The following is an 18,380-nucleotide window of genomic DNA, read 5'->3' as shown; positions in this document are numbered from 1 at the left end:
CTCGAGTCCCACCTAACTGGGACAAAAGGAACGCTAGCAGATCAAGCGTCCCGATCATCGCCGTACTCGCCAAACCACCGGGCCAGCCGACCCCGCCGGCTCACCGCCCGCAACCGGCGCTCCGCCTCGTCCCGAACCCCGCCGGTTGCCACGATCAACAGGCTGTCGCCGGTCTTCAACCGGGTGTCCGGGCTCGGCACGAAGCCGACGCCGTCGCGCAGGACCAGGGTCACCGAGGCGCCCAACGGCAGCCGCAGTTCGTCGACGTGCACCCCGGCCAGCCGAGAACCCGGCGGCACCTCGAGCTGGAGCAGGTCGGCTCGCATCCGCTCCAGCGGCGCCGTCTCGACGTGGATCTCCGTGGCCTCGGCCGGCGCGGTGACCCCGAGCCGGCGGGCGACCGGCGCCAGGGTGCCGGCCTGCAGCAGCGTGAAGATCACGACCAGGACGAAGACGACGTCGAAGAGCCGTTCCGCGCCGGGCACCCGCTCGGACAGCGGGATGGTGGCCAGCACGATCGGCACCGCGCCCCGCAGTCCGGCCCAGGACAGGAACGCCTGGTCACGCAGGCCGATCCGGAACGGCAGCGCGGAGGCCGCCACCGACAGCGGCCGGGCGGCCAGCACCAGGGCGAGCCCGGCGACCACCGCCGGGAGGACCGCCGCGTCCAGCCGGCCCGGCGAGACGAGCAGCCCGAGCAGCACGAAGAGACCGATCTGGGCGAGCCAGGCCAGCCCGTCGGCGAACCCGAGGATCGCCTGGCGGTGCGGCAGGCGGGCGTTGCCGAGCAGCACCCCGGCCACGTAGACGGCGAGGAAGCCCGAGGCGTGCAGCACCGCGCCGGCGGCGTACGCCAGCACGGTCAGGCCCACCGCCGCGATCGGGTAGAGCCCCGACGAGGGCAGCGCCGCCCGGCGCAGCGCCCACCGACCGGCGACTCCCGCGCCCACCCCGACCGCGGCGCCCACCCCCAGCTCGTACGCGACCAGGCCGGTCTCGTACCACCAGGGGTGCCCGGCGCCCTCCCGGGAGAGCAGCACCACGAGCAGCACCACCGGGGCGTCGTTCATCCCCGACTCGGCTTCGAGGGTGGCCACCAGCCGGGGCGGCAGGCGGAGCCGGCGCAGCGTGGCGAAGACGGCGGCCGCGTCGGTCGAGGAGAGCACCGCGCCATAGAGCAGCGCCAGCCGCCAGTCCAGCCCCAGCAACAGGTGGACGGCGACCCCGACCACCAGGATGCTCACCACCACGCCGACGGTGGACAGGGCCGCGGAGAGCCCGAGGACCGGGCGCAGCAGGCTCCACCGGGCCGTCAGCCCGCCCTCGGCGATGATCACGATCAGCGCGCAGAAGCCGAGCGCGCGGGTCAACTCGACGTCGTCGAAGCGGATGCCGAGCCCGGCCTCGCCGATCGCCACGCCGAGGGCCAGGTAGACCAGGAGGCTGGGCAGCCCCAGCCGGGTGGAGAGCCGGACCGCGCCGACCGCCACCAGCAGCACGGCCGCGCCGAGCAGCAGTGCGAGGTCGAGCTCGGGCGTCACGGTCGCCTGGCCAGGGCGTTCCTCACTCGCCGGATCCGTCGCGCAGCCGGCGCAGCAACCCGGACAGCTCCGGGCCGGGTCGCTCCACGAGGAAGAGCTTGTCCCGACTGGCCGCACCGGCGCGCAGCGCCACCGCGGCCGGCCGGACGCCGAGCGCGCCCGCCAGGGCCCGGCGGGCGGCCTCGGTGGCGCGACCGTCGACGGCCGGCGCGTTCACCGCGATGATCAGGGCCGGGCCGTGCGGCCCGTCAAAGCAGCCGCCGACCCGCGCCCGAGCCACGCCGGGCTTCACCCGCACCGCCACGGTGAGCGCGTCGTCCGCGGGCACGATGACGCCCGCTCAGCTCGGCCGGGCGTCGGCGAGCAGGACGGTGGCCGGCGCGCAGTGCGCGCACGGCGTGAAGCCGAGCTCGGCCGCCTCGGCCACCGGCAGCGCCTCATGCGCCCGCCCGACCAGGTGGGCGCAGTCGGCGAGGTGGTAGCGGGGCCGCCCGTCGACCACCCGAACCTCGGCCGGCAGCTGGGCGACCAGCGCCGCCTCGGCGGGTGTGATCGGCTGCGCGTCCGGCTCGTCGTCGTACGCCGCGCCGGTCTCGGCCGCGGGCGAGGACTCGTCGTCGGCCGGAGCTTCGGGCGGTTGCCGCCACCCGGAGCCACCGGTACCGACCGTCGGGGGAACGTGCTGGACCGGGATCTCCGGCTCGACCAGCGGTGGACCGTACGCGACACCGGGCTCGGCGAAGCCGGCCGGCCGGGTCGCACCCGGTTCCCGCTGCCCGGGCCGCGCCGCGCCCGCCGTCGCCCGGCTGGCGGCCGCCTGGCGGGCGCCCACCACCAACGCGACGGCGGCCAGCAGACTGGCCGCGATCGAGATGATCAACATGAGGCTGGAGCCACCGGCCAGGCCGAGCACCAGCAGCACCACCGCGACGAGGATGAGCAGGAGACTCGCGACTATCACGATTCACCCCCGCCGCGTCGAACCATCCAGACGCGGTCGGCGACCGTCATCACTGGCGACGGCTGCCGACCGGAGATCAGCGACCGGCCTCGAGAGCGCCGGAGCGACCGCCACCGTACGAGCCGGCGAGACCGGCGGTGGCCAGCCCGTTGCCGCCGGCGACCCGGCCGCTCTCGGAGCGGGTCATCTCGGCCTCCAGGCCCTGCCCGCGACCGTCCAGGTCACGCAGCTGGCTCTCCAGGTAGGCCTTGAGCCGGGTGCGGTACTCCCGCTCAAACTGCTTGAGCTCCTCGATGTGCTTCTGCAGCGCGGTGCGCTTGGCGTCCAGGCCGCCCATGGCCTCCTGGTGCCGCTGGCGGGCGTCCCGCTCCAGCGCGTCGGCCTTGGCCCGCGCCTCGCGGGTGACCTCCTCGGCCTTCGACCGGGCCTCGGACAGCAGCTGGTCGGCCTCGCGGCGGGCGTCGGAGACGTGGTCGTCCGCCGTCCGCTGGGCCATCATCAGCACCCGCAGCGCCTGCTGCTCGCCGTCGGCGCCGGCGGCGACGGCGCCACCGGCGGCACGGACCTGCTCCAGCTCGGCCTGCATCGCGCGGGCGGCCTGCTCGGCCGCGGCCTTGTCGCGCTGCACCCGGTCGAGCTGGGCCTTGACGTCGTTGAGCTCCGCCGCCAGGCGGGCGTCGCCGCCGGGGCCGGCGGGGGCGCCACCACGGCCGCCGCGCTCCACCTGGGCGCGCAGCTCGTTGTTCTCCTCGATCAGACGGGCGAGCTCGCGCTCGACCTCGTCCAGGAAGGCGTCGACCTCCTCCTCGTCATACCCCCGCTTACCGATCGGCGGCTTTTTGAAGGCGACGTTGTGGACGTCGGCCGGGGTCAGCGGCATCGAAACTCCTCGGGTCAGTTGCGGCCGCGATAGCGCGTCCGTCATCAGGCGGTCCTGATGATCGACGGCTCTAACACGAACTCCATCAGCACGAACAGGATAACCAGGAGCACAAGGGAGGCCAGGTCGATGCTCACGGTACCAATTCGCAGCGGAGGGATCACACGCCTCAACGCGCTGAGAGGGGGATCAGTGACGCTCCACACGGATTCCAGTCCCGCCGATGCCCCGCGCCCCGGTTGCCAGCGCCGGCCGTACTGCAGCACCGCGCTCAGGACAAATCGGGACAGAAGAAGGAGCAGGAAGACATAGAGAATGAGGTACAGGACTTGCAGCAGGATCGACAACACGGCAGGCGACGTCCCTCGGGTCGGGCGGGGTCAACTCAGACTGAAAAAGCCGCCCTCAGCGATCTTGGCCTTGTCCTCCGCGGTGACCTGGACGTTGGCCGGTGAGAGCAGGAACACCCGATTGGTCACGCGCTCGATCGTACCGCGCAGCCCGAACGCCAGCCCGGCGGCGAAATCCACCAGACGGCGGGCGTCCGCCTCGTCCATCTCGGTGAGGTTGATGATCACCGGCACACCGTCTCGGAAGTGCTCGCCGATGGTGCGCGCCTCCCGGTAGGTGGTCGGGTGCAGCGTGGTGATCTGGTAGCGCTGCTCCTCGTCGGCGACCACCGCCCGCTCACGGGGCGACGCCTGCGGCGCCAGGGCCAGGTTGTCCCGGGTGTGGTAGGTCAGCGCACCGGAGGTCTCGCCCGTCGAGCGCGTGATCGACCGGACGCTGGACCGCTCGACCCGCTCCGGACGCTCCGCCTCGGCCCGGTCGGCCTCGGCCGCCCGGACGCTCGACCGCTCGGTCAGCCGGCCACGCTCACCCGCCCGGGGACGCGGCGGCGGCGGCTCCTCGGCGTCGTCCTCCTCGTCGTCGGCGAACTCCTCGGCGTACCGGCTCTGCCGGTAGCGCGAATCGCGGTAGCCACCCTTGTCGTAGCCACCGTCGTCGTAGGCCCGCTCGTCGTCCTCCTCGACGAGACCGAGCCAGACCCCCGCCTTGCGCAGTGCACCCATCCCGCGCCCTTCCGTCCGCCGTGCGGCACACGCCCCCGTGCCATGTCGCCTGTCGCGAGTGGACCTTCTCTGCCCACCGGACCGGAACGCCAATCCCCTGGCGCGCGATTCGCGTCCCGCGCCACGACCCCCGACAACGGGACGTCGTTCCTGAAACAACACCGATGTAATTTGCTTCTTTCGCGGTCAGGCTACCGCAGCGTGGGGCGCATTCCGAGTAACGCGCTACCGACGCGGACATGTGTCGCGCCATACCTGATCGCGATTTCCAGGTCGCCGCTCATACCGGCCGAGAGCGTGGTCGCTCCGGGATGGACCGTGCGAAACCCCTCGGCCACCTCGGCCAGCCGGGCGAAGGCCCGCTCCGGCTCCCAGCCCAGCGGCGCGACCGCCATCAGCCCGGCCAGCCGCAACGCCGGCGCCGCCGCCACCGCCTCGGCCACCGCGCCCAACCCGGAGTCCGGATCGGACGAGTCGGGCACGGCCCCGCCCCGGACCGGGTCGCCGTCGATGCTCACCTGGACCAGCGCCGTGAGCGGCCGGTCCCGGCCGGCCGCCGCGGTGTCCAGCGCCCGGGCCAGCCGGACGCTGTCCACCGACTGGACCACGTCGGCGTACCGGACCACCGACCGGGCCTTGTTGCGCTGCAACCGCCCGATGAAGTGCCAGCGCGGCGTCGCCCCGGCCGCCGCCACCTCGGCGGCCTTGCCGGCCGCCTCCTGGTCCCGGTTCTCCCCCACGTCGGTCACCCCGAGATCGGCCAGCGCCAGCACGTCCCCGGCCGGGTACGTCTTGGTCACCGCGATCATGGTGACCTCGGCACGGTCCCGGCCGGCGGCGACGCAGGCGTCCGCGATGCGGGACCGGACCCGCGCCAGGCCGGCCGCGAGTTCGGCCCGACGGTCCGGCCGCACCGTGGTTGAGCTGTCGGTCATCGGCGGTGCTCAGGACCCGTTCTTGAGGAAGTCGGGCACGTCGACGTCGTCGAAGAGCACCCGCCGGGGCGACTGCTGCGGCGCCGGCATGGCGGCCGGCGGCGCGACCGGGGGGGTCTGCGGCGCCGGCTGGTTCTGGTTCGTCTTCCGCCCCGGCTCGGCCGCCTTGTACGCCGGCGCGCCACCGTCGAAGCCCGCCGCGATCACGGTGACCCGCACCTCGTCGCCGAGCGCGTCGTCGATGACCGCGCCGAAGATGATGTTCGCGTCCGGGTGGGCCGCGTCGGTGACCAGCTGCGCCGCGTCGTTGATCTCGAACAGGCCGAGGTCGGAGCCACCGGCGATGGAGAGCAGCACGCCGCGCGCGCCGTCCATGCTCTGCTCGAGCAGCGGGCTGGAGATGGCCGCCTCGGCCGCCTCCACCGCGCGGTTCTCGCCGCGGGCGCTGCCGATCCCCATCAGGGCGCTGCCGGCGCCGCTCATCACGCTCTTCACGTCGGCGAAGTCCAGGTTGATCAGACCCGGCGTGGTGATCAGGTCGGTGATGCCCTGCACACCCGAGAGGAGCACCTGGTCGGCGGTGCGGAACGCGTCCATCATGCTGATGTTCCGGTCGCCCAGCGCCAGCAGCCGGTCGTTGGGGATGACGATCAGCGTGTCGCACTGGTTGCGCAGCTCGTCGATCCCGGACTCGGCCTGCACCTGGCGGCGCTTGCCCTCGAACGAGAACGGCCGGGTCACCACACCGATGGTCAGCGCGCCCAGCTTGCGGGCGATGTTCGCCACCACGGGCGCGCCGCCGGTGCCGGTGCCGCCGCCCTCGCCACAGGTCACGAAGACCATGTCGGCGCCCTTGAGCACCTCTTCGATCTCGTCCCGGTGATCCTCGGCGGCGTTCTTGCCGACGTCCGGGTTGGCGCCCGCGCCGAGCCCACGGGTCAGCTCCCGGCCGACGTCGAGCTTGACGTCGGCGTCACTCATCAGCAGTGCCTGCGCATCGGTGTTGATCGCGATGAACTCGACGCCCTTGAGCCCAACCTCGATCATTCGGTTGACGGCGTTCACGCCGCCGCCACCGATGCCGACGACCTTGATGACCGCCAGGTAGTTGTGCGGAGGTGTCATCTGAAGGTCCCTTCCCCCTCGAGATTGGCATGGGCCGGCCCCACACGGCTTGCCAGGTCAGCAGTCGGCGCCGGCAGTCCTCACGAGAATCAGGGACGAACCCTCACCCTCTACTAGAGGCTTACAGTTATGTCAACCACTGACCTCTTCGGGGCAACGTAAGCGCCCCCGACCGATGAGCCAAGGACCCGACCGGCGTGTCGCCGCCGGAGCGGGCCGGCTCACGTCCCGACGGCCCCGTCGACGACCGGGATCACCGGAAGGTCACCACGTCCGGCGCGCTGACGTCGATCGTCTCCGCCCGCTGGTCCAGCAGCGCGGTGGCGACCCGAGCCTTGTCCGGCCCCCGGGAGGCGTCCCCCCAGACCACCGTCCGGTCGCCACCCAGCCGCAGCTTGATCCGAGCCAGTCCCTCGACGGTCACGTCGACCAGCACGGCCCGTAGCTCCGGGGTGAGCGCGGCGAGCACGTCCACCGCCGCCCGGGTGCCGGCGTCGTCCGCCCCCGGCCGGGCCACCCGCACCACCGGCAGGCCGTCCGGGCGCTCGTCCAGCGTGCGGAAGACCGTGCCGGTGCGGTCGATCACCGCGAACCGCTCGCCCTGCGGGACCACCGCCACCGGGCTGCGCTCCACCACCCGCACCACCAGGGTGTCCGGCCAGTCCCGGGTCACCGTCGCCCGCTCCACGGGGGCCAGCGCAGCGACCCGCTCGGCGGTGGCCGCGAGGTCCACCCGGGCCAGCGGAACTCCGTCCGGCACCCCGACGGCGTCTCGCACCTGCACCGGCGTGACCAGCCCGGCATCCTCGACCCGCACCTCCCGCACCCCGAACAGTCCGGTGCCCAGGACGGTCCAGGCGGCCAGCCCGGCCAGCGCGAGGACCCCCGCCGCGACCGCCCAGGGCAGCGCCGCGCGCATCCGGCGCTGCCGGGCCCGACGCATGAACCGCCGGGTCGAGGCCGGCACCGCGTCGCTGCCGGCCCGGACCAGCTGCCAGCGGCGGACCGGGCCACGCCGGCCGGCCGCCTCGGCGCCCGAGGTCCGCCCGCGCGCCGGCCCCGGACTCATCCGGCCGCGGGCGACGCGCCGTCCGGGGCCACGGCGCCACCGACGGCCGACGACCCGGCGCCGCCGGCCGGGGCACCCGGAACGGTGCCGCCGATGGCCGCACTGCCGCCGGAGACCCCGCCCGGGCTGGTCGTCTCGCCGGTGGGCGTCCCGTCGGTGCGGGCCAGCAACGCGTCGAGCAGCTGGTCGCCCATCAGCGAGATCGGCGGGGCGCCCATCGTCACCACCACGTCGCCGGGGCGGGCCCGACGGGCCACCTCCGCCGGCGCCGCCTCCCACGAGTCGACGAAGACCTTGTGCTCGGCGGGCAGCGCCACCGCCTCGATCAGCGCCGCCGACCCCTCGCCGGGCTGGCGCAGCTCGCCGGGGCCGAACACCTCCAGCAGCACCAGCTCGTCGGCGATGGCCAGCGCCTCGGCGATCTCACTCTGGAGGTCGCGCGTGCGGTAGAGCCGGTAGGGCTGGAAGACCACGATCAGGCGGCCGTCACCGGCCACCTCGCGCAGCGTCCGCAGGGCCAGCGTCATCGAGGTGGGGTGGTAGGCGTACTCGTCGTAGACCAGCACGTCGTCGACGACGCCCTTGCGTTCGAAGCGCCGGCGCACGCCGGGGAACGCGGCGAGCGCGGCCTCCGCCGCCTCCAGCGGCAACCCCAGCAGGTACGTGGTGAGCACGGCCGACGCGCTGTTGAGCCCCATGTGCCGGCCGGGCACCGGCAGCCGGAACTCGCCCAGCGACCGGCCGTCGATCGCGGCCAGGTAACGCACGCCCTGTGCCGACGAGACCATCTCGGTCAGCCGGAGGTCGGCGTCGGCCGCCTCGCCGTACGTGTACACCCGGCGGCCCTCGGCGCGCAGCGTCTCGGCCAGCCGCCGCCCGCCGGCGTCGTCGGCGCAGGTGATGATGAACCCGTCCGGGTCGGTGAGCCGGGCGAACTCGGCGAAGGTCGCCTCGAGGTTGGCCAGGTCGCCGTAGGTGTTCAGGTGGTCGGCCTCGATGTTGGTGATGATCGAGACGTACGGGCGGTAGATGAGGAAGGACCGGTCGCTCTCGTCCGCCTCCACCACGAAGTACTCGCCGGTGCCGTGGTGCGCGCCGGAGCCGACCTCGGAGATCTCCCCGCCGATCACGAAGGACGGGTCCGTCCCGGCCTGCTGGAGCACCATCGTGACCATCGAGGTGGTGGTGGTCTTGCCGTGGGTGCCGGCCACCGCCACCGTCCGGCGCCCGGTCATCGCGGCGGCGAGCGCCTCGGAGCGGTGCAGCACCCGCAGCCCGCGCCGGCGCGCCTCCACCATCTCCAGGTGGTCCTGCGGGATGGCCGAGGAGTAGACCACCGTGTCCACCCCGTCGAGGTTGGTCGCCTCGTGGCTCATGTGGATCGTGCCGCCGAGGGCGCGCAGCCCGGCCAGCGAGGGCCACTCGCGCAGCTCGCTGCCGGAGACCGGGATGCCCCGGGTGAGGAAGAGCCGGGCCAGCCCGCTCATGCCCACCCCACCGACCCCGATCAGGTGGATGGTGCCGAGGTCCTCGGCGGTGAGCGTGCCGGCCGGGGTGAACTGCGCGGTCATCGGGCCACCGCCTCGTAGACGTAGTTCAGCAGCGCCACGTCGCCGTCGCGCCGCCCGTACGCCGCCGCGGCCGCGCCCATCGCGCCGAGCCGATGCGGGTCGCGGATCAGCGGGATCACCGTCCGCTCCAGCCAGTCGGGGGTCAGCTCGGCGTCGTCGACCAGAAGCCCGCCACCCGCCTCGACCACGGGCAGGGCGTTGCGCTTCTGCTCCTGGTTGCTGTGCGGGTACGGCACGTAGATGGTGGGCAGCCCGATCGCCGCGACCTCCGCGCAGGTCATCGCCCCGCCCCGGCCAAGCATGAGATCCGCGGCGGCGTAGCCCAGCTCCATCTCGGACAGGTACGGCAGGGTCACGTACGGGACCGGCAGGTCGGTGGGGACCGGCACCGGCTCGTTGCGGGCGCCCATCACGTGCAGCACCTGCACCCCGTTGCGGGCCAGCTCCTTGGCCGCGCCGGAGACGGCGAGGTTGATGGAGCGGGCGCCCTGGGAGCCACCGGCGACGAAGAGCACCGGCAGGTCGGGACGGAGTCCGAAGTGGGCCCGGGCGGCGGCGCGCAGCCCGGCCCGGTCCAGCCCGGCGATGTTGCGCCGCAGCGGCACGCCGACCACCCGGGCGTCGCGCAGCGACTCGGCCTGCGCCGGCTGGTGCGGGAAACCGACGGCGACGTTCTTGGTGAACTTCATGCCGAGCCGGTTCGCCACGCCCGGCGGCACGTTCACCTCGTGGATCACGATGGGCAGCTCACGGCGCCAGGCGGCGAGGTAGGCCGGCACCGAGACGTACCCGCCGAAGCCGACCACCACGTCGGCCTGGACCTCGTCGATCACCTTGCCCGCCGCGCGGGCCGCCGTCCACATCCGGCCCGGGGTACGCACCAGGTTCATGTTGATCGAGCGGGGCAGCTGGTACGCGGGAATCGTCCGCAGGTCGTAGCCCTGCGGCGGGATCAGCTCGTTCTCCAGACCCCTCGGTGTGCCCAGGCAGGTGATCCGGACGCCCGGGTCGTGTCGGCGCAGGCAGTCGGCGAAGGCGAGCAACGGGTAGATGTGCCCCCCGGTGCCACCTCCCGCGAGCACCACCGAACGCAGCGGACCCATCAGCGTCTCCTCTCGTTCGCCGTCCCACCTCGGGCCCGGGTCTGCCGGACGCCGCGGGGTACGGCCTGCTCGTCCTTCCGCCGCTCCCGCGACCGGGGCAGGGGCCCTCGGGGCGCCGGCGGCGACGCCGGTCGGCGACGTCGCCCGGGAAGCGGCGGCAACGGGGCCCAGAGTAGTCGGACCCACCGGGCCGGCGGACGGGCATGCAGGGCTCTGGCCGCATCAGGTTCGGCCCGGGCGAAGGAGGCGAGCATCCCGACCGCCGCCAGCGTGACGACCAGGGCGGATCCGCCGTCGGAGATGAACGGCAGCGGCAGGCCGGTGATCGGCAGCAGCCCGACCACGCCGCCGATGTTGATCACGGCCTGGCTCACCAGCCAGGTGGTCACCGCGGCGGCGGCGAGCCGGCGGAACGGGTCCTCGACCCGCCGGGCGATCCGCAGCCCCGTGTAGGCGAGCACCGCGAAGAGGGTGAGCACCACCGCGCAGCCGACCACGCCCAACTCCTCGGCGATGATCGCGAAGATGAAGTCGTTGTGCGCCTCGGGCAGCCAGTCCCACTTCAGGCTGCTCTTGCCCAGGCCGACGCCGAACCAGCCGCCGTGCTCGATCGCCAGCCGCCCCTGGAAGAGCTGGTAGCAGCCCTCCAACTTGCAGTCCTCCGGCGCGGGCGGGTTGAAGAAGGAGACCAGCCGCGCGAGGCGGTAGTTCTCCTCGCCCTGCTCGCCCGAGCCGGCGCCGAGCGAGGCGACCGCGATCAGCAGGCCGATCCCGACCAGCCCGGCCACCGAGAGCGCGCCGAACACCCGCATCCGCACCCCGGCCGCGAAGAGGAGCCCCACCACCAGCGCCAGCAGGCAGATCATCGTGCCGAGGTCGTTGTAGCCGACCAGCACGAAGAGCAGGCCGACCACCGGGAAGAGCGGCGTGGCAAGCTCCCGCCACCAGCCCAGCGCGGCGCCCTTGCGGGCCACCACGTGCGCGCCCCAGAGCACCAGCGCGAACTTGGCCAGCTCGGAGGGCTGCACCTGGATGCCGCCGATGAACAGCCAGAGCAGCCTCGCCTCGATCGGACCGATCCGGGCGGACTCCTGGTTCGTCAGCCGGGCGTAGGCGAGCAGCAGGTTGAGCAGCAGCAGCAGCCCGATCGCGGTGAGCAGCAGCGGCCGGCCCAGCGACCGGTAGGTGGTCGCCGGCAGCCGCTGGCACGCCCAGAACGCGACCAGGCCGATCACCGCGAAGATCGCCTGCTTGACCACCGAGGCGGTCGCGTTCCCACCCGCGGCGTAGTCCCGCACGCTGGTCGCGGAGAAGACCATGGTGAGGCCGATCAGCAGCAGCAGGCCGGCACTGGAGATCAGCAGGTAGTACGAGGCCAGCGGGCGGTCCAGCAGGCCACGCAGCGCGGCCAGCCCGCCCGCCGGGTCCAGCCCGCGCAGCGCCGTGATCGCCGGGCCGCCCGGATCGTCCGGGCCGCGTGGCGGTGCGGTGGCCTCGGCCGTACGCCCGCCGCCCGTTGTGCGCCGCGGCCGGTCCTGGGTCGTGCCGTCAGTTCCGGTTCCCTCCCCCACCCGGACATCATCGCCGCTGGGCCCGCCGCCCACCCCCGCAACGGCTCCCTCGGCGTGTCGAGCCCCGATCCCCAGCGATCGTGCACTTTCCGCCCCGACGAAGGCCACGATAGGGGTGTCTCGGGGGCCGAAAGTGCACGATCGCGGGACGGGGCCGGGCGGGGTGGATCAGGTCACGTTCGCGAGGAACTCGCTGTAGAAGAGGCCGAGCGCGATCGCCACCCCGATGCCGGCGATGATCCAGAACCGCACCACGATGTTGACCTCGCTCCATCCGGCGAGCTCGAAGTGGTGCTGCAACGGCGACATGCGGAAGACCCGCTTGCCGGTGGTCCGGAACGAGATGATCTGGATCACCACGGACATCGTGATGATCACGAACAGGCCGCCGATGATCGGCAGGAGCAGGATGGTCCGGGTGGACATCGCCATGCCGGCGATCAGGCCGCCGAGCCCGAGCGCACCGGTGTCGCCCATGAAGATCCGCGCCGGCGAGGTGTTCCACCAGAGGAAGCCGACGCAGGCGCCGGCGCCCGCCCCGGCGATCAGGGCGATCTCCAACGGATCCCGGACGGTGTAGCAGTACGCCTGGGTGTAGTCCGGGTCGGCGCACCAGTGCCGATACTGCCAGAACGCGATCAGCGCGTACGCGGCGAGGACCATCACCGAGGCGCCGGTGGCCAGGCCGTCCAGGCCGTCGGTGAGGTTCACGCCGTTGGTCGCGGCCATCACCACGAAGATGAAGATGATCACCGCGCCGATCTTGCTGACGTCCAGCGCCGGGATGTCCCGGATGAAGCTCAGCGTGGTGCTGCCCACCGTCTCGGTATTGGTCACCGCGCCCGCGGCGTCGGTCATGGTGCTCGGGAAGTAGAGCGCGACCACGCCGAAGACCGCGCCGACCAGGATCTGGCCGATCAGCTTGCCGCGCTTGTTGAGCCCGGCGCTGTTGCGCTTGCGCACCTTGAGGAAGTCGTCGAGGAAGCCGACCGCGCCGGAGAACACCATCAGCCCCAGCAGCACGAGCGCCGTGATGGTCGGCTCGACCTGCGCGATCTGCTGGTCCGGCAGGGTGGTCAGGGCCAGGTGGCCGGCGACGTACGCGATGACCGTGGCGAGGATGAACACCACGCCGCCCATCGTCGGCGTGCCCTTCTTGCCCTGGTGCATCGCCGGGCCCTCGGCCCGGATCGGCTGGCCCGCCTTGAGCCGGGTGAACACCTTGATCGCGATCGGGGTGCAGAACAGGGAGATCAGGAACGCCACCCCGACGGCGACGATGACCGCCCTCATGCGGCGCCACCCTCGGTCGCGGCCGCGGGGCTCGCGAGTTCGCTCCCGGCGGCCGGGCGCAGGGCGTCGGCCACCTCCCAGGTGCGGTACCGGGAGCCCTTGACCAGGACGACGTCGCCCGGCCGTAGTTCGCCCCGCAGCACCTCGACGGCCGCCGCCTGATCGGTGAGCAGCACCGACTCTCCTCCCCAGTTTCCTACCGCTGTCGCGCCTTCGTGGATCGGCGCGGCCGGCTCGCCCACCACGAGCAGCCGGTCGACGCCCAGCTCGGCCGCCAGTCGGCCGACCTCGGCGTGCCCGTCGCGCTCGAACGGACCCAGCTCGGCCATGTAGCCGAGCACGGCGACGGTACGCCGGCCCCGACCGAGGCTGGCCAGCGCCTTCAGCGCGACCGCCATCGAGGCCGGGTTGGCGTTGTACGAGTCGTCGACCACGGTCACCCCGTCGGGACGCTCGAAGACGTCCATCCGGCGGGTGGAGACCAGCCCCAGCTCGCCCAGCGCGGTCGCCAGGTCGGCCAGCGGCATGCCCAGCTCCCGGGCCACCGCCGCGGCGGCGAGCGTGTTGGAGACCTGGTGCCGCCCGGTCAGCCCGAGCCGCACCGGCACCCGCCCCTCCGGCACGACCAGCGTGTACGACGCGCAGCCCCGGTCGTCCAGGGTGACGTCCTCGGCCCGCACCTCCGCGTCGGCGGCCTCGCCGTAGAAGACCACCCGGGCGTCGGTGCGGGACGCCATCGCGGCCACGAGCGGGTCGTCGGCGTTGAGCACCGCGAGGCCCTCGGCCGGCAGCGCCTCGACCAGTTCCCCCTTGGCCAGGGCGATGTTCTCCCGCGAGCCGAACTCGCCGATGTGCGAGGTCCCCACGTTGAGCACCACGGAGATCCGGGGCGGCACCAGCTCGCAGAGGTAGCGGACGTGCCCGATCCCGCGGGCGCCCTTCTCCATCACCAGGTAGCGGGTGTCCGGGCCGGCCTTCAACGCCGTGTACGGGTGCCCCAGCTCGTTGTTGAACGACCCGGGCGGTGCCACCGTGGCGCCGAGCCGCGCGGTGAGCTGGGCGATCAGGTCCTTGGTGGTGGTCTTGCCGGAGGAGCCGGTCAGCCCGATCACGGTCAGCTCGGGCAGCCGGTCGACCACCGACCGGGCCAGCCGGCCCATCGCGGCCCGCGCGTCGTCGACCAGCACCATCGGCACCCCGGGGACCTCCCGGGTGCCGAGCACGGCCACCGCGCCGGCCTCGACGGTCCCCGCCGCGTAGTCGTGCCCGTCGACCTTCTCGCCCGGAAAGGCGACGAACAGCCCTCCGGCGGTCACCTTGCGCGAGTCGAACTCGACCGAGCCGGTGACCCGGGCGTCCGGGTCGGCGCCGGCCAGACGGCCGTCGACGGCGGTGGCCACCTCGGCCAGCGTCAGCGGGATCACCGGTGACCCGCCAGGTCGCCGAAGCGGGCGCGCAGCGCGTCCGCCAGCTCGGTGTGGTCGTCGAACGGCAGCACCTCGCCCGCCACCTCCTGCCCGCGCTCGTGGCCCTTGCCGAGCAGCGCGATCACGTCACCCGGCTCGGCCAGCCGCACCGCCTCGTCGATGGCGGCCCGACGGCCGGCCACCTCCACGACCCGGGCCGTCGTGCCGGCCCGCTGCGCCCCGGCCAGCACCTCGGCGCGGATCGCCGCCGGGTCCTCGGTACGCGGGTTGTCGTCGGTCACCAGCACCACGTCGGCCCCCTCCGCGGCGGCGGCGCCCATCACCGGCCGCTTGCCCCGGTCCCGGTCGCCGCCGGCGCCGATCACGCAGATCAGGCGGCCGGCGCTCAGCTCGCGCAACGCGGTCAGCGCGGCCACGATCGCGTCCGGCTTGTGCGCGTAGTCGACCACGCCGCGCACCGGTGCGTCCGCGGGCGTGACCAGCTCCAGCCGGCCGGGGACGCCGCCGCAGTCGGCCACCCCGGCGACCGCGGTGGCCGGGTCCACCCCGACCGCCACCAGCGCGGCGATGGCCAGCAGCGCGTTGGCCACGTTGTGCCGGCCGGGCAGCGCCACGCCGGCCGGCAGGGTGAGGCCGTCCGGGCCGTGCGCGGTGAACCGCTGGGCGTAGCCCTCCCCGCCGACCCCGTCCGCCCACCAGGTGGCGGTCGGGTCGCCGGCCGCGGAGTAGCTGACCGTGGCCGGCTTGAACAGCGGGCGCAGCGCCGGGTCGTCCTGGTTGAGCACCTCCACGGCGCAGCGCCCGTCGAAGAGCTGTGCCTTCGCCGCGAAGTAGTCCGCCGAGTCGGCGTGGAAGTCCAGGTGGTCGGAGCCGAAGTTGGTGTAGCCGCCGACGGTGAACCGCACTCCGCCGACCCGGCCCATCGCCAGCGCGTGGCTGGACACCTCCATCACCACCGCGGTGACCCCGCGCTCGCGGGCGGCGGCGAGCATGGCGTGCAGGTCGGTCGCCTCGGGCGTGGTGCGGACGCTGTCGATCACCAGGTCGCCCAGCCGGGTCTCCACCGTGCCGATCAGCCCGGTGGTGTGTCCGGCGGCGCGCAGCCCGGATTCGATCAGGTAGGCCGTCGAGGTCTTGCCGGCGGTGCCGGTCACCCCGATGACGGTCAGCGCGGCGGTCGGGTCGCCGTAGACCGCCGAGGCCAGCGTGCCGAGCACCGCGCGCGGGTCGTCCACCACGATCGCGGGAAGGCCGGCGGCGGCCACCGCGGGCGCCCCGGCCGGGTCGGTCAGCGCGGCCACCGCGCCCGCGTCGGCGGCGCCAGCGGCGAACTCCGCGCCGTGCCGGCGGGCGCCGGGCAGGGCCGCGTACAGGTCGCCGGGGCGGACCTCCTGGCTGGCGTGCGTGACGCCGGTCACCAGCACCTCGGCGGCGTCGGCCGGGGGCTCGACGGCGAGCCGGGCGGCGAGATCGCCGAGCCGGGTGCCGATCTCGGTACGGGGGCGAGGATTGCCGGGCACGGCGTCAGACCCTACCCGGTCGTCCGGCGACAGCCGCACAGCCGCCCCGGTGGTTCGTCCGCACTCACCGATGATGTCCCGCCGTGGCTGCTCAGCGTGGATAGACCACGAACTTGGGCGGTTTGGCCGTGGTCGACGGCGGCACCTTGTAGTGACGGAGAGTGAACTGCATCATCTCCTTGAACCCCTCCGTCGCGATGGCCGCGCCACCGCCACCCGGCGCGTACGCGAAGACCGCGATCACGTAGCGGGGCTTCTCGGCGGGGGCCATCCCGATGAACGAGGAGACCTCGCCGGGCTGCTTCTGCCCGTCCACCAGCCGCCAGCCGGTGCCGGTCTTTCCGGCGACCCGGAAGCCCGGGACCGCCGCGGGCACGCCGGTGGCCCCGTCGACGGTGGTGACCGCCTCCAGCATGGTCCGCAGCGCGGCCGCGTTCTGCGGGCTGAGCACCGAGCGGGTGACCGGAGCCTTGCCCGGCTTCCGCGTGCCGTCCGGCCCGATCACCTCCTTGATCAGGTGTGGCTGGACATAGGTGCCGTTGTTGGCGATGGCGGCGTACGCGGCGGCCATCTGCAACGGGGTGGCGTCGACGCTGTGCCCGATCGGCACCGACCCGTACGACGACCCGCTCCACTCGTCCGCGGGCAGCAGCCGGCCGCTCGCCTCGCCCGGCATCCCCTCGCCGGTCGGCTGGCCGAGGCCGAACCGCCGCTGGTAGTCGATCAGGCGGTCCCGGCCGAGCTCGTCGGCGATGGTGATCGTGCCGACGTTCGAGGAGTACGCGAGCATTCCGGGCAGGCTCATCCGCCGGCCGTTCGCCGGGTGCGTGTCGGAGAACCAGGTGTCGCCCATCTTGATGCTGTTCGGGATCGGCAGGGTGGTGTCCGGGGTGATCACCCCCTCCTGGAGCGCCGCGCCGAAGGTGATCGCCTTGTGCACCGAGCCGGGGTCGACCACGAAGCTGGTCGCCGCGTCCTCGCGGGCCGCCGGCTGGCTGCCCTCGGGCTGGGCGGCGTTGTAGGTGGGGTGGCTGGCCTGCGCCAGCACCTCGCCGGTGGCGACGTCGAGCACCACCGCGGCGCCCACGCCGTTGCGGGCCTGCGCCATGTGCCGGCTGAGGATCACCTGCGTCATGTACTGCAGGTCCCGGTCGACGGTGAGCGTCAGCGAGCTGCCCGGCTTGGGCGGGGTGGTCCGGCTGTAGCCGCCCGGGATCGGCGCCGCGAGGTCGCCCAGGCCGGCCTCGTAGACCCGCTTGCCGTCCTGCCCGCGGAGCAGGTCGTCGTAGCGGGCCTCCAGCCCCTCGAGGCCGTTCATGTCCTGGCTCGTGAAGCCGATCAGGTTGGCGGCCAGGTCGTCGCCGGGCACCTCGCGGCGCTCGTCCCGGTGCACGCCGATGCCCTGCAGCTCCAGCGCCAGCACCTGCTTGGCGGTCGCGATCTCCACCCCCCGCGCCAGGTACTGGAACCGGGACGGATTGCCGTTCTCCAGCTTCCGTGGGCGCATCAGCTCGGTCAGCTTCGAGACCGAGATGCCCAGCAGCGGCGAGAGCGCCCGGGCCGTCGCCGGGATGTCCTCGATCAGCGTCGGGTCGGCGAAGACGTACCGGGCCTCCACGCTGTGCGCCAGTTGCGCGCCGAAGCGGTCGTAGATCGCCCCGCGCGGCGCCGGCAGGTCGACCGTCCGGGTCCGGTCGGCCACCCCGCCTCCGGCGTACGCCGGGGTGTCCACCGCCTGCAGGAAGACCAGCCGGATGCCGATGGTGGCGAAGATCGCCAGGGTGAGCGCGGTGCCCAGGCGCAACCGCAGCCGCGGGTCGGCCAGCTTGGGCGGCCGGGGCGGCTTGCGCGCCGGCCGCCGGCCGGCCGGGCGCTCCGGCCGGCGCGGAGTGGTCCGACGCCGCGGCGCGGGCGGCTCGTCCGACGGGGTACGCGGAGTGCGCGGCTGCACGGTGCGCACCACGCCGGACCGGCCGGCGGCCGGCGCGGACCGCCGGGCAGCCCGGGCGGCGCCGGCGCGACCGCCGTCGAGCACCTGCAGGGCGGGGCGGAACGGGTCACCGGACCGGGTGCTGCGCGGGCTGCGCCGCTGCTCGGCGCCCCCGGCGGCGCCGCCGGTCCGGGGCAGCCCGCCGTGCTCCTCACGGATGGTGCGCCCGCGCGGGGTGTACGCCCGGGCGCCGGAGATCCCGCCGACGCCCGGCTCACCGGTACGCGGGTCGGCGCCGCGGCCCCCGCCGTCCCGGGAGGACGAACCGCGCCGGGAGCCTGTGGCGTCCCGGCGCGGATCCTCCGACCTCGGCGGCACGGA

16 protein-coding genes are annotated in these 18,380 nt (G+C 73.8%); all 16 read right to left on the bottom strand.

The window, feature by feature from the left end; all coding sequences use genetic code 11:
- Positions 1–41: 41 nt before the first annotated feature.
- The 16 genes from O7603_RS30000 to O7603_RS29925 all read right to left on the bottom strand — a co-directional run bounded on the left by O7603_RS30000 (position 42) and on the right by O7603_RS29925 (position 18,377).
- A complete protein-coding gene (locus O7603_RS30000; RefSeq protein ID WP_281573075.1) occupies positions 42–1,541 on the bottom strand; it encodes a potassium/proton antiporter in 1,500 nt (499 codons plus the stop codon).
- Positions 1,542–1,563: 22 nt separating this feature from the next.
- Complete coding sequence (locus tag O7603_RS29995) at positions 1,564–1,869, bottom strand: DUF167 domain-containing protein (protein ID WP_281573074.1); 306 nt, start codon at positions 1,867–1,869, stop codon at positions 1,564–1,566.
- Positions 1,870–1,881: 12 nt separating this feature from the next.
- On the bottom strand, positions 1,882–2,502 hold the full coding sequence (locus O7603_RS29990) for a hypothetical protein (RefSeq protein ID WP_281573073.1): 621 nt from the start codon (positions 2,500–2,502) through the stop codon (positions 1,882–1,884).
- Positions 2,503–2,578: 76 nt separating this feature from the next.
- The gene (locus O7603_RS29985; RefSeq protein WP_281573072.1) at positions 2,579–3,382 is read right to left on the bottom strand and encodes a DivIVA domain-containing protein; all 804 of its coding nucleotides are present in this window, start codon (positions 3,380–3,382) and stop codon (positions 2,579–2,581) included.
- Positions 3,383–3,426: 44 nt separating this feature from the next.
- Positions 3,427–3,732 (bottom strand): YggT family protein, encoded by a 306-nt coding sequence (locus O7603_RS29980; protein WP_281573071.1) that lies wholly within the window; start codon positions 3,730–3,732, stop codon positions 3,427–3,429.
- Between the two features lie 30 nt (positions 3,733–3,762).
- Positions 3,763–4,455, bottom strand: coding sequence for a cell division protein SepF (sepF, locus tag O7603_RS29975; protein WP_281573070.1), 693 nt, complete (start codon positions 4,453–4,455; stop codon positions 3,763–3,765).
- A gap of 191 nt (positions 4,456–4,646) precedes the next feature.
- Positions 4,647–5,390, bottom strand: coding sequence for a YggS family pyridoxal phosphate-dependent enzyme (locus tag O7603_RS29970; RefSeq protein WP_281573069.1), 744 nt, complete (start codon positions 5,388–5,390; stop codon positions 4,647–4,649).
- 9 nt (positions 5,391–5,399) lie between these two features.
- On the bottom strand, positions 5,400–6,515 hold the full coding sequence (gene ftsZ, locus O7603_RS29965; RefSeq protein ID WP_281573068.1) for a cell division protein FtsZ: 1,116 nt from the start codon (positions 6,513–6,515) through the stop codon (positions 5,400–5,402).
- Positions 6,516–6,768: 253 nt separating this feature from the next.
- On the bottom strand, positions 6,769–7,584 hold the full coding sequence (locus O7603_RS29960) for an FtsQ-type POTRA domain-containing protein (RefSeq protein ID WP_281573067.1): 816 nt from the start codon (positions 7,582–7,584) through the stop codon (positions 6,769–6,771).
- The gene (murC, locus tag O7603_RS29955; protein WP_281573066.1) at positions 7,581–9,155 is read right to left on the bottom strand and encodes a UDP-N-acetylmuramate--L-alanine ligase; all 1,575 of its coding nucleotides are present in this window, start codon (positions 9,153–9,155) and stop codon (positions 7,581–7,583) included. Before murC ends, O7603_RS29960 begins: the two co-directional genes overlap by 4 nt.
- The gene (gene murG, locus O7603_RS29950) at positions 9,152–10,258 is read right to left on the bottom strand and encodes an undecaprenyldiphospho-muramoylpentapeptide beta-N-acetylglucosaminyltransferase (protein WP_281573065.1); all 1,107 of its coding nucleotides are present in this window, start codon (positions 10,256–10,258) and stop codon (positions 9,152–9,154) included. Before murG ends, murC begins: the two co-directional genes overlap by 4 nt.
- Positions 10,258–11,670: a putative peptidoglycan glycosyltransferase FtsW gene (locus tag O7603_RS29945; protein ID WP_281576870.1), complete on the bottom strand. Its 1,413-nt coding sequence runs from the start codon at positions 11,668–11,670 to the stop codon at positions 10,258–10,260. Before O7603_RS29945 ends, murG begins: the two co-directional genes overlap by 1 nt.
- A gap of 327 nt (positions 11,671–11,997) precedes the next feature.
- Positions 11,998–13,122, bottom strand: coding sequence for a phospho-N-acetylmuramoyl-pentapeptide-transferase (mraY, locus tag O7603_RS29940; RefSeq protein WP_281573064.1), 1,125 nt, complete (start codon positions 13,120–13,122; stop codon positions 11,998–12,000).
- Complete coding sequence (gene murF, locus O7603_RS29935; RefSeq protein ID WP_281573063.1) at positions 13,119–14,546, bottom strand: UDP-N-acetylmuramoyl-tripeptide--D-alanyl-D-alanine ligase; 1,428 nt, start codon at positions 14,544–14,546, stop codon at positions 13,119–13,121. The genes mraY and murF overlap by 4 nt, the downstream gene beginning before the upstream one ends.
- Entirely contained in the window at positions 14,543–16,108 is a 1,566-nt protein-coding gene (locus O7603_RS29930) for a UDP-N-acetylmuramoyl-L-alanyl-D-glutamate--2,6-diaminopimelate ligase (protein WP_281573062.1), read from the bottom strand. Before O7603_RS29930 ends, murF begins: the two co-directional genes overlap by 4 nt.
- 52 nt (positions 16,109–16,160) lie before the next feature.
- Positions 16,161–18,377, bottom strand: a complete 2,217-nt coding sequence (locus O7603_RS29925) for a penicillin-binding protein 2 (RefSeq protein ID WP_281573061.1) — start codon at positions 18,375–18,377, stop codon at positions 16,161–16,163.
- Positions 18,378–18,380: the final 3 nt, after the last annotated feature.

It is taken from the genome of Micromonospora sp. WMMD812 (genome assembly GCF_027497215.1).
Taxonomy (GTDB): domain Bacteria; phylum Actinomycetota; class Actinomycetes; order Mycobacteriales; family Micromonosporaceae; genus Micromonospora.
The sequence above is the reverse complement of the archived record's forward strand: the minus strand, read 5'-3'. Positions and strand labels throughout refer to the sequence as shown.

Excerpts from the sequence above, each read along its gene's own strand:
- mraY (WP_281573064.1), bottom strand. The coding sequence starts at position 13,122 with ATGAGGGCGGTCATCGTCGCCGTCGGGGTGGCGTTCCTGATCTCCCTG.
- murC (WP_281573066.1), bottom strand. The coding sequence starts at position 9,155 with ATGACCGCGCAGTTCACCCCGGCCGGCACGCTCACCGCCGAGGACCTC.
- murG (WP_281573065.1), bottom strand. The coding sequence starts at position 10,258 with ATGGGTCCGCTGCGTTCGGTGGTGCTCGCGGGAGGTGGCACCGGGGGG.
- O7603_RS29970 (WP_281573069.1), bottom strand. The coding sequence starts at position 5,390 with ATGACCGACAGCTCAACCACGGTGCGGCCGGACCGTCGGGCCGAACTC.
- O7603_RS29960 (WP_281573067.1), bottom strand. The coding sequence starts at position 7,584 with ATGAGTCCGGGGCCGGCGCGCGGGCGGACCTCGGGCGCCGAGGCGGCC.
- O7603_RS29985 (WP_281573072.1), bottom strand. The coding sequence starts at position 3,382 with ATGCCGCTGACCCCGGCCGACGTCCACAACGTCGCCTTCAAAAAGCCG.
- ftsZ (WP_281573068.1), bottom strand. The coding sequence starts at position 6,515 with ATGACACCTCCGCACAACTACCTGGCGGTCATCAAGGTCGTCGGCATC.
- sepF (WP_281573070.1), bottom strand. The coding sequence starts at position 4,455 with ATGGGTGCACTGCGCAAGGCGGGGGTCTGGCTCGGTCTCGTCGAGGAG.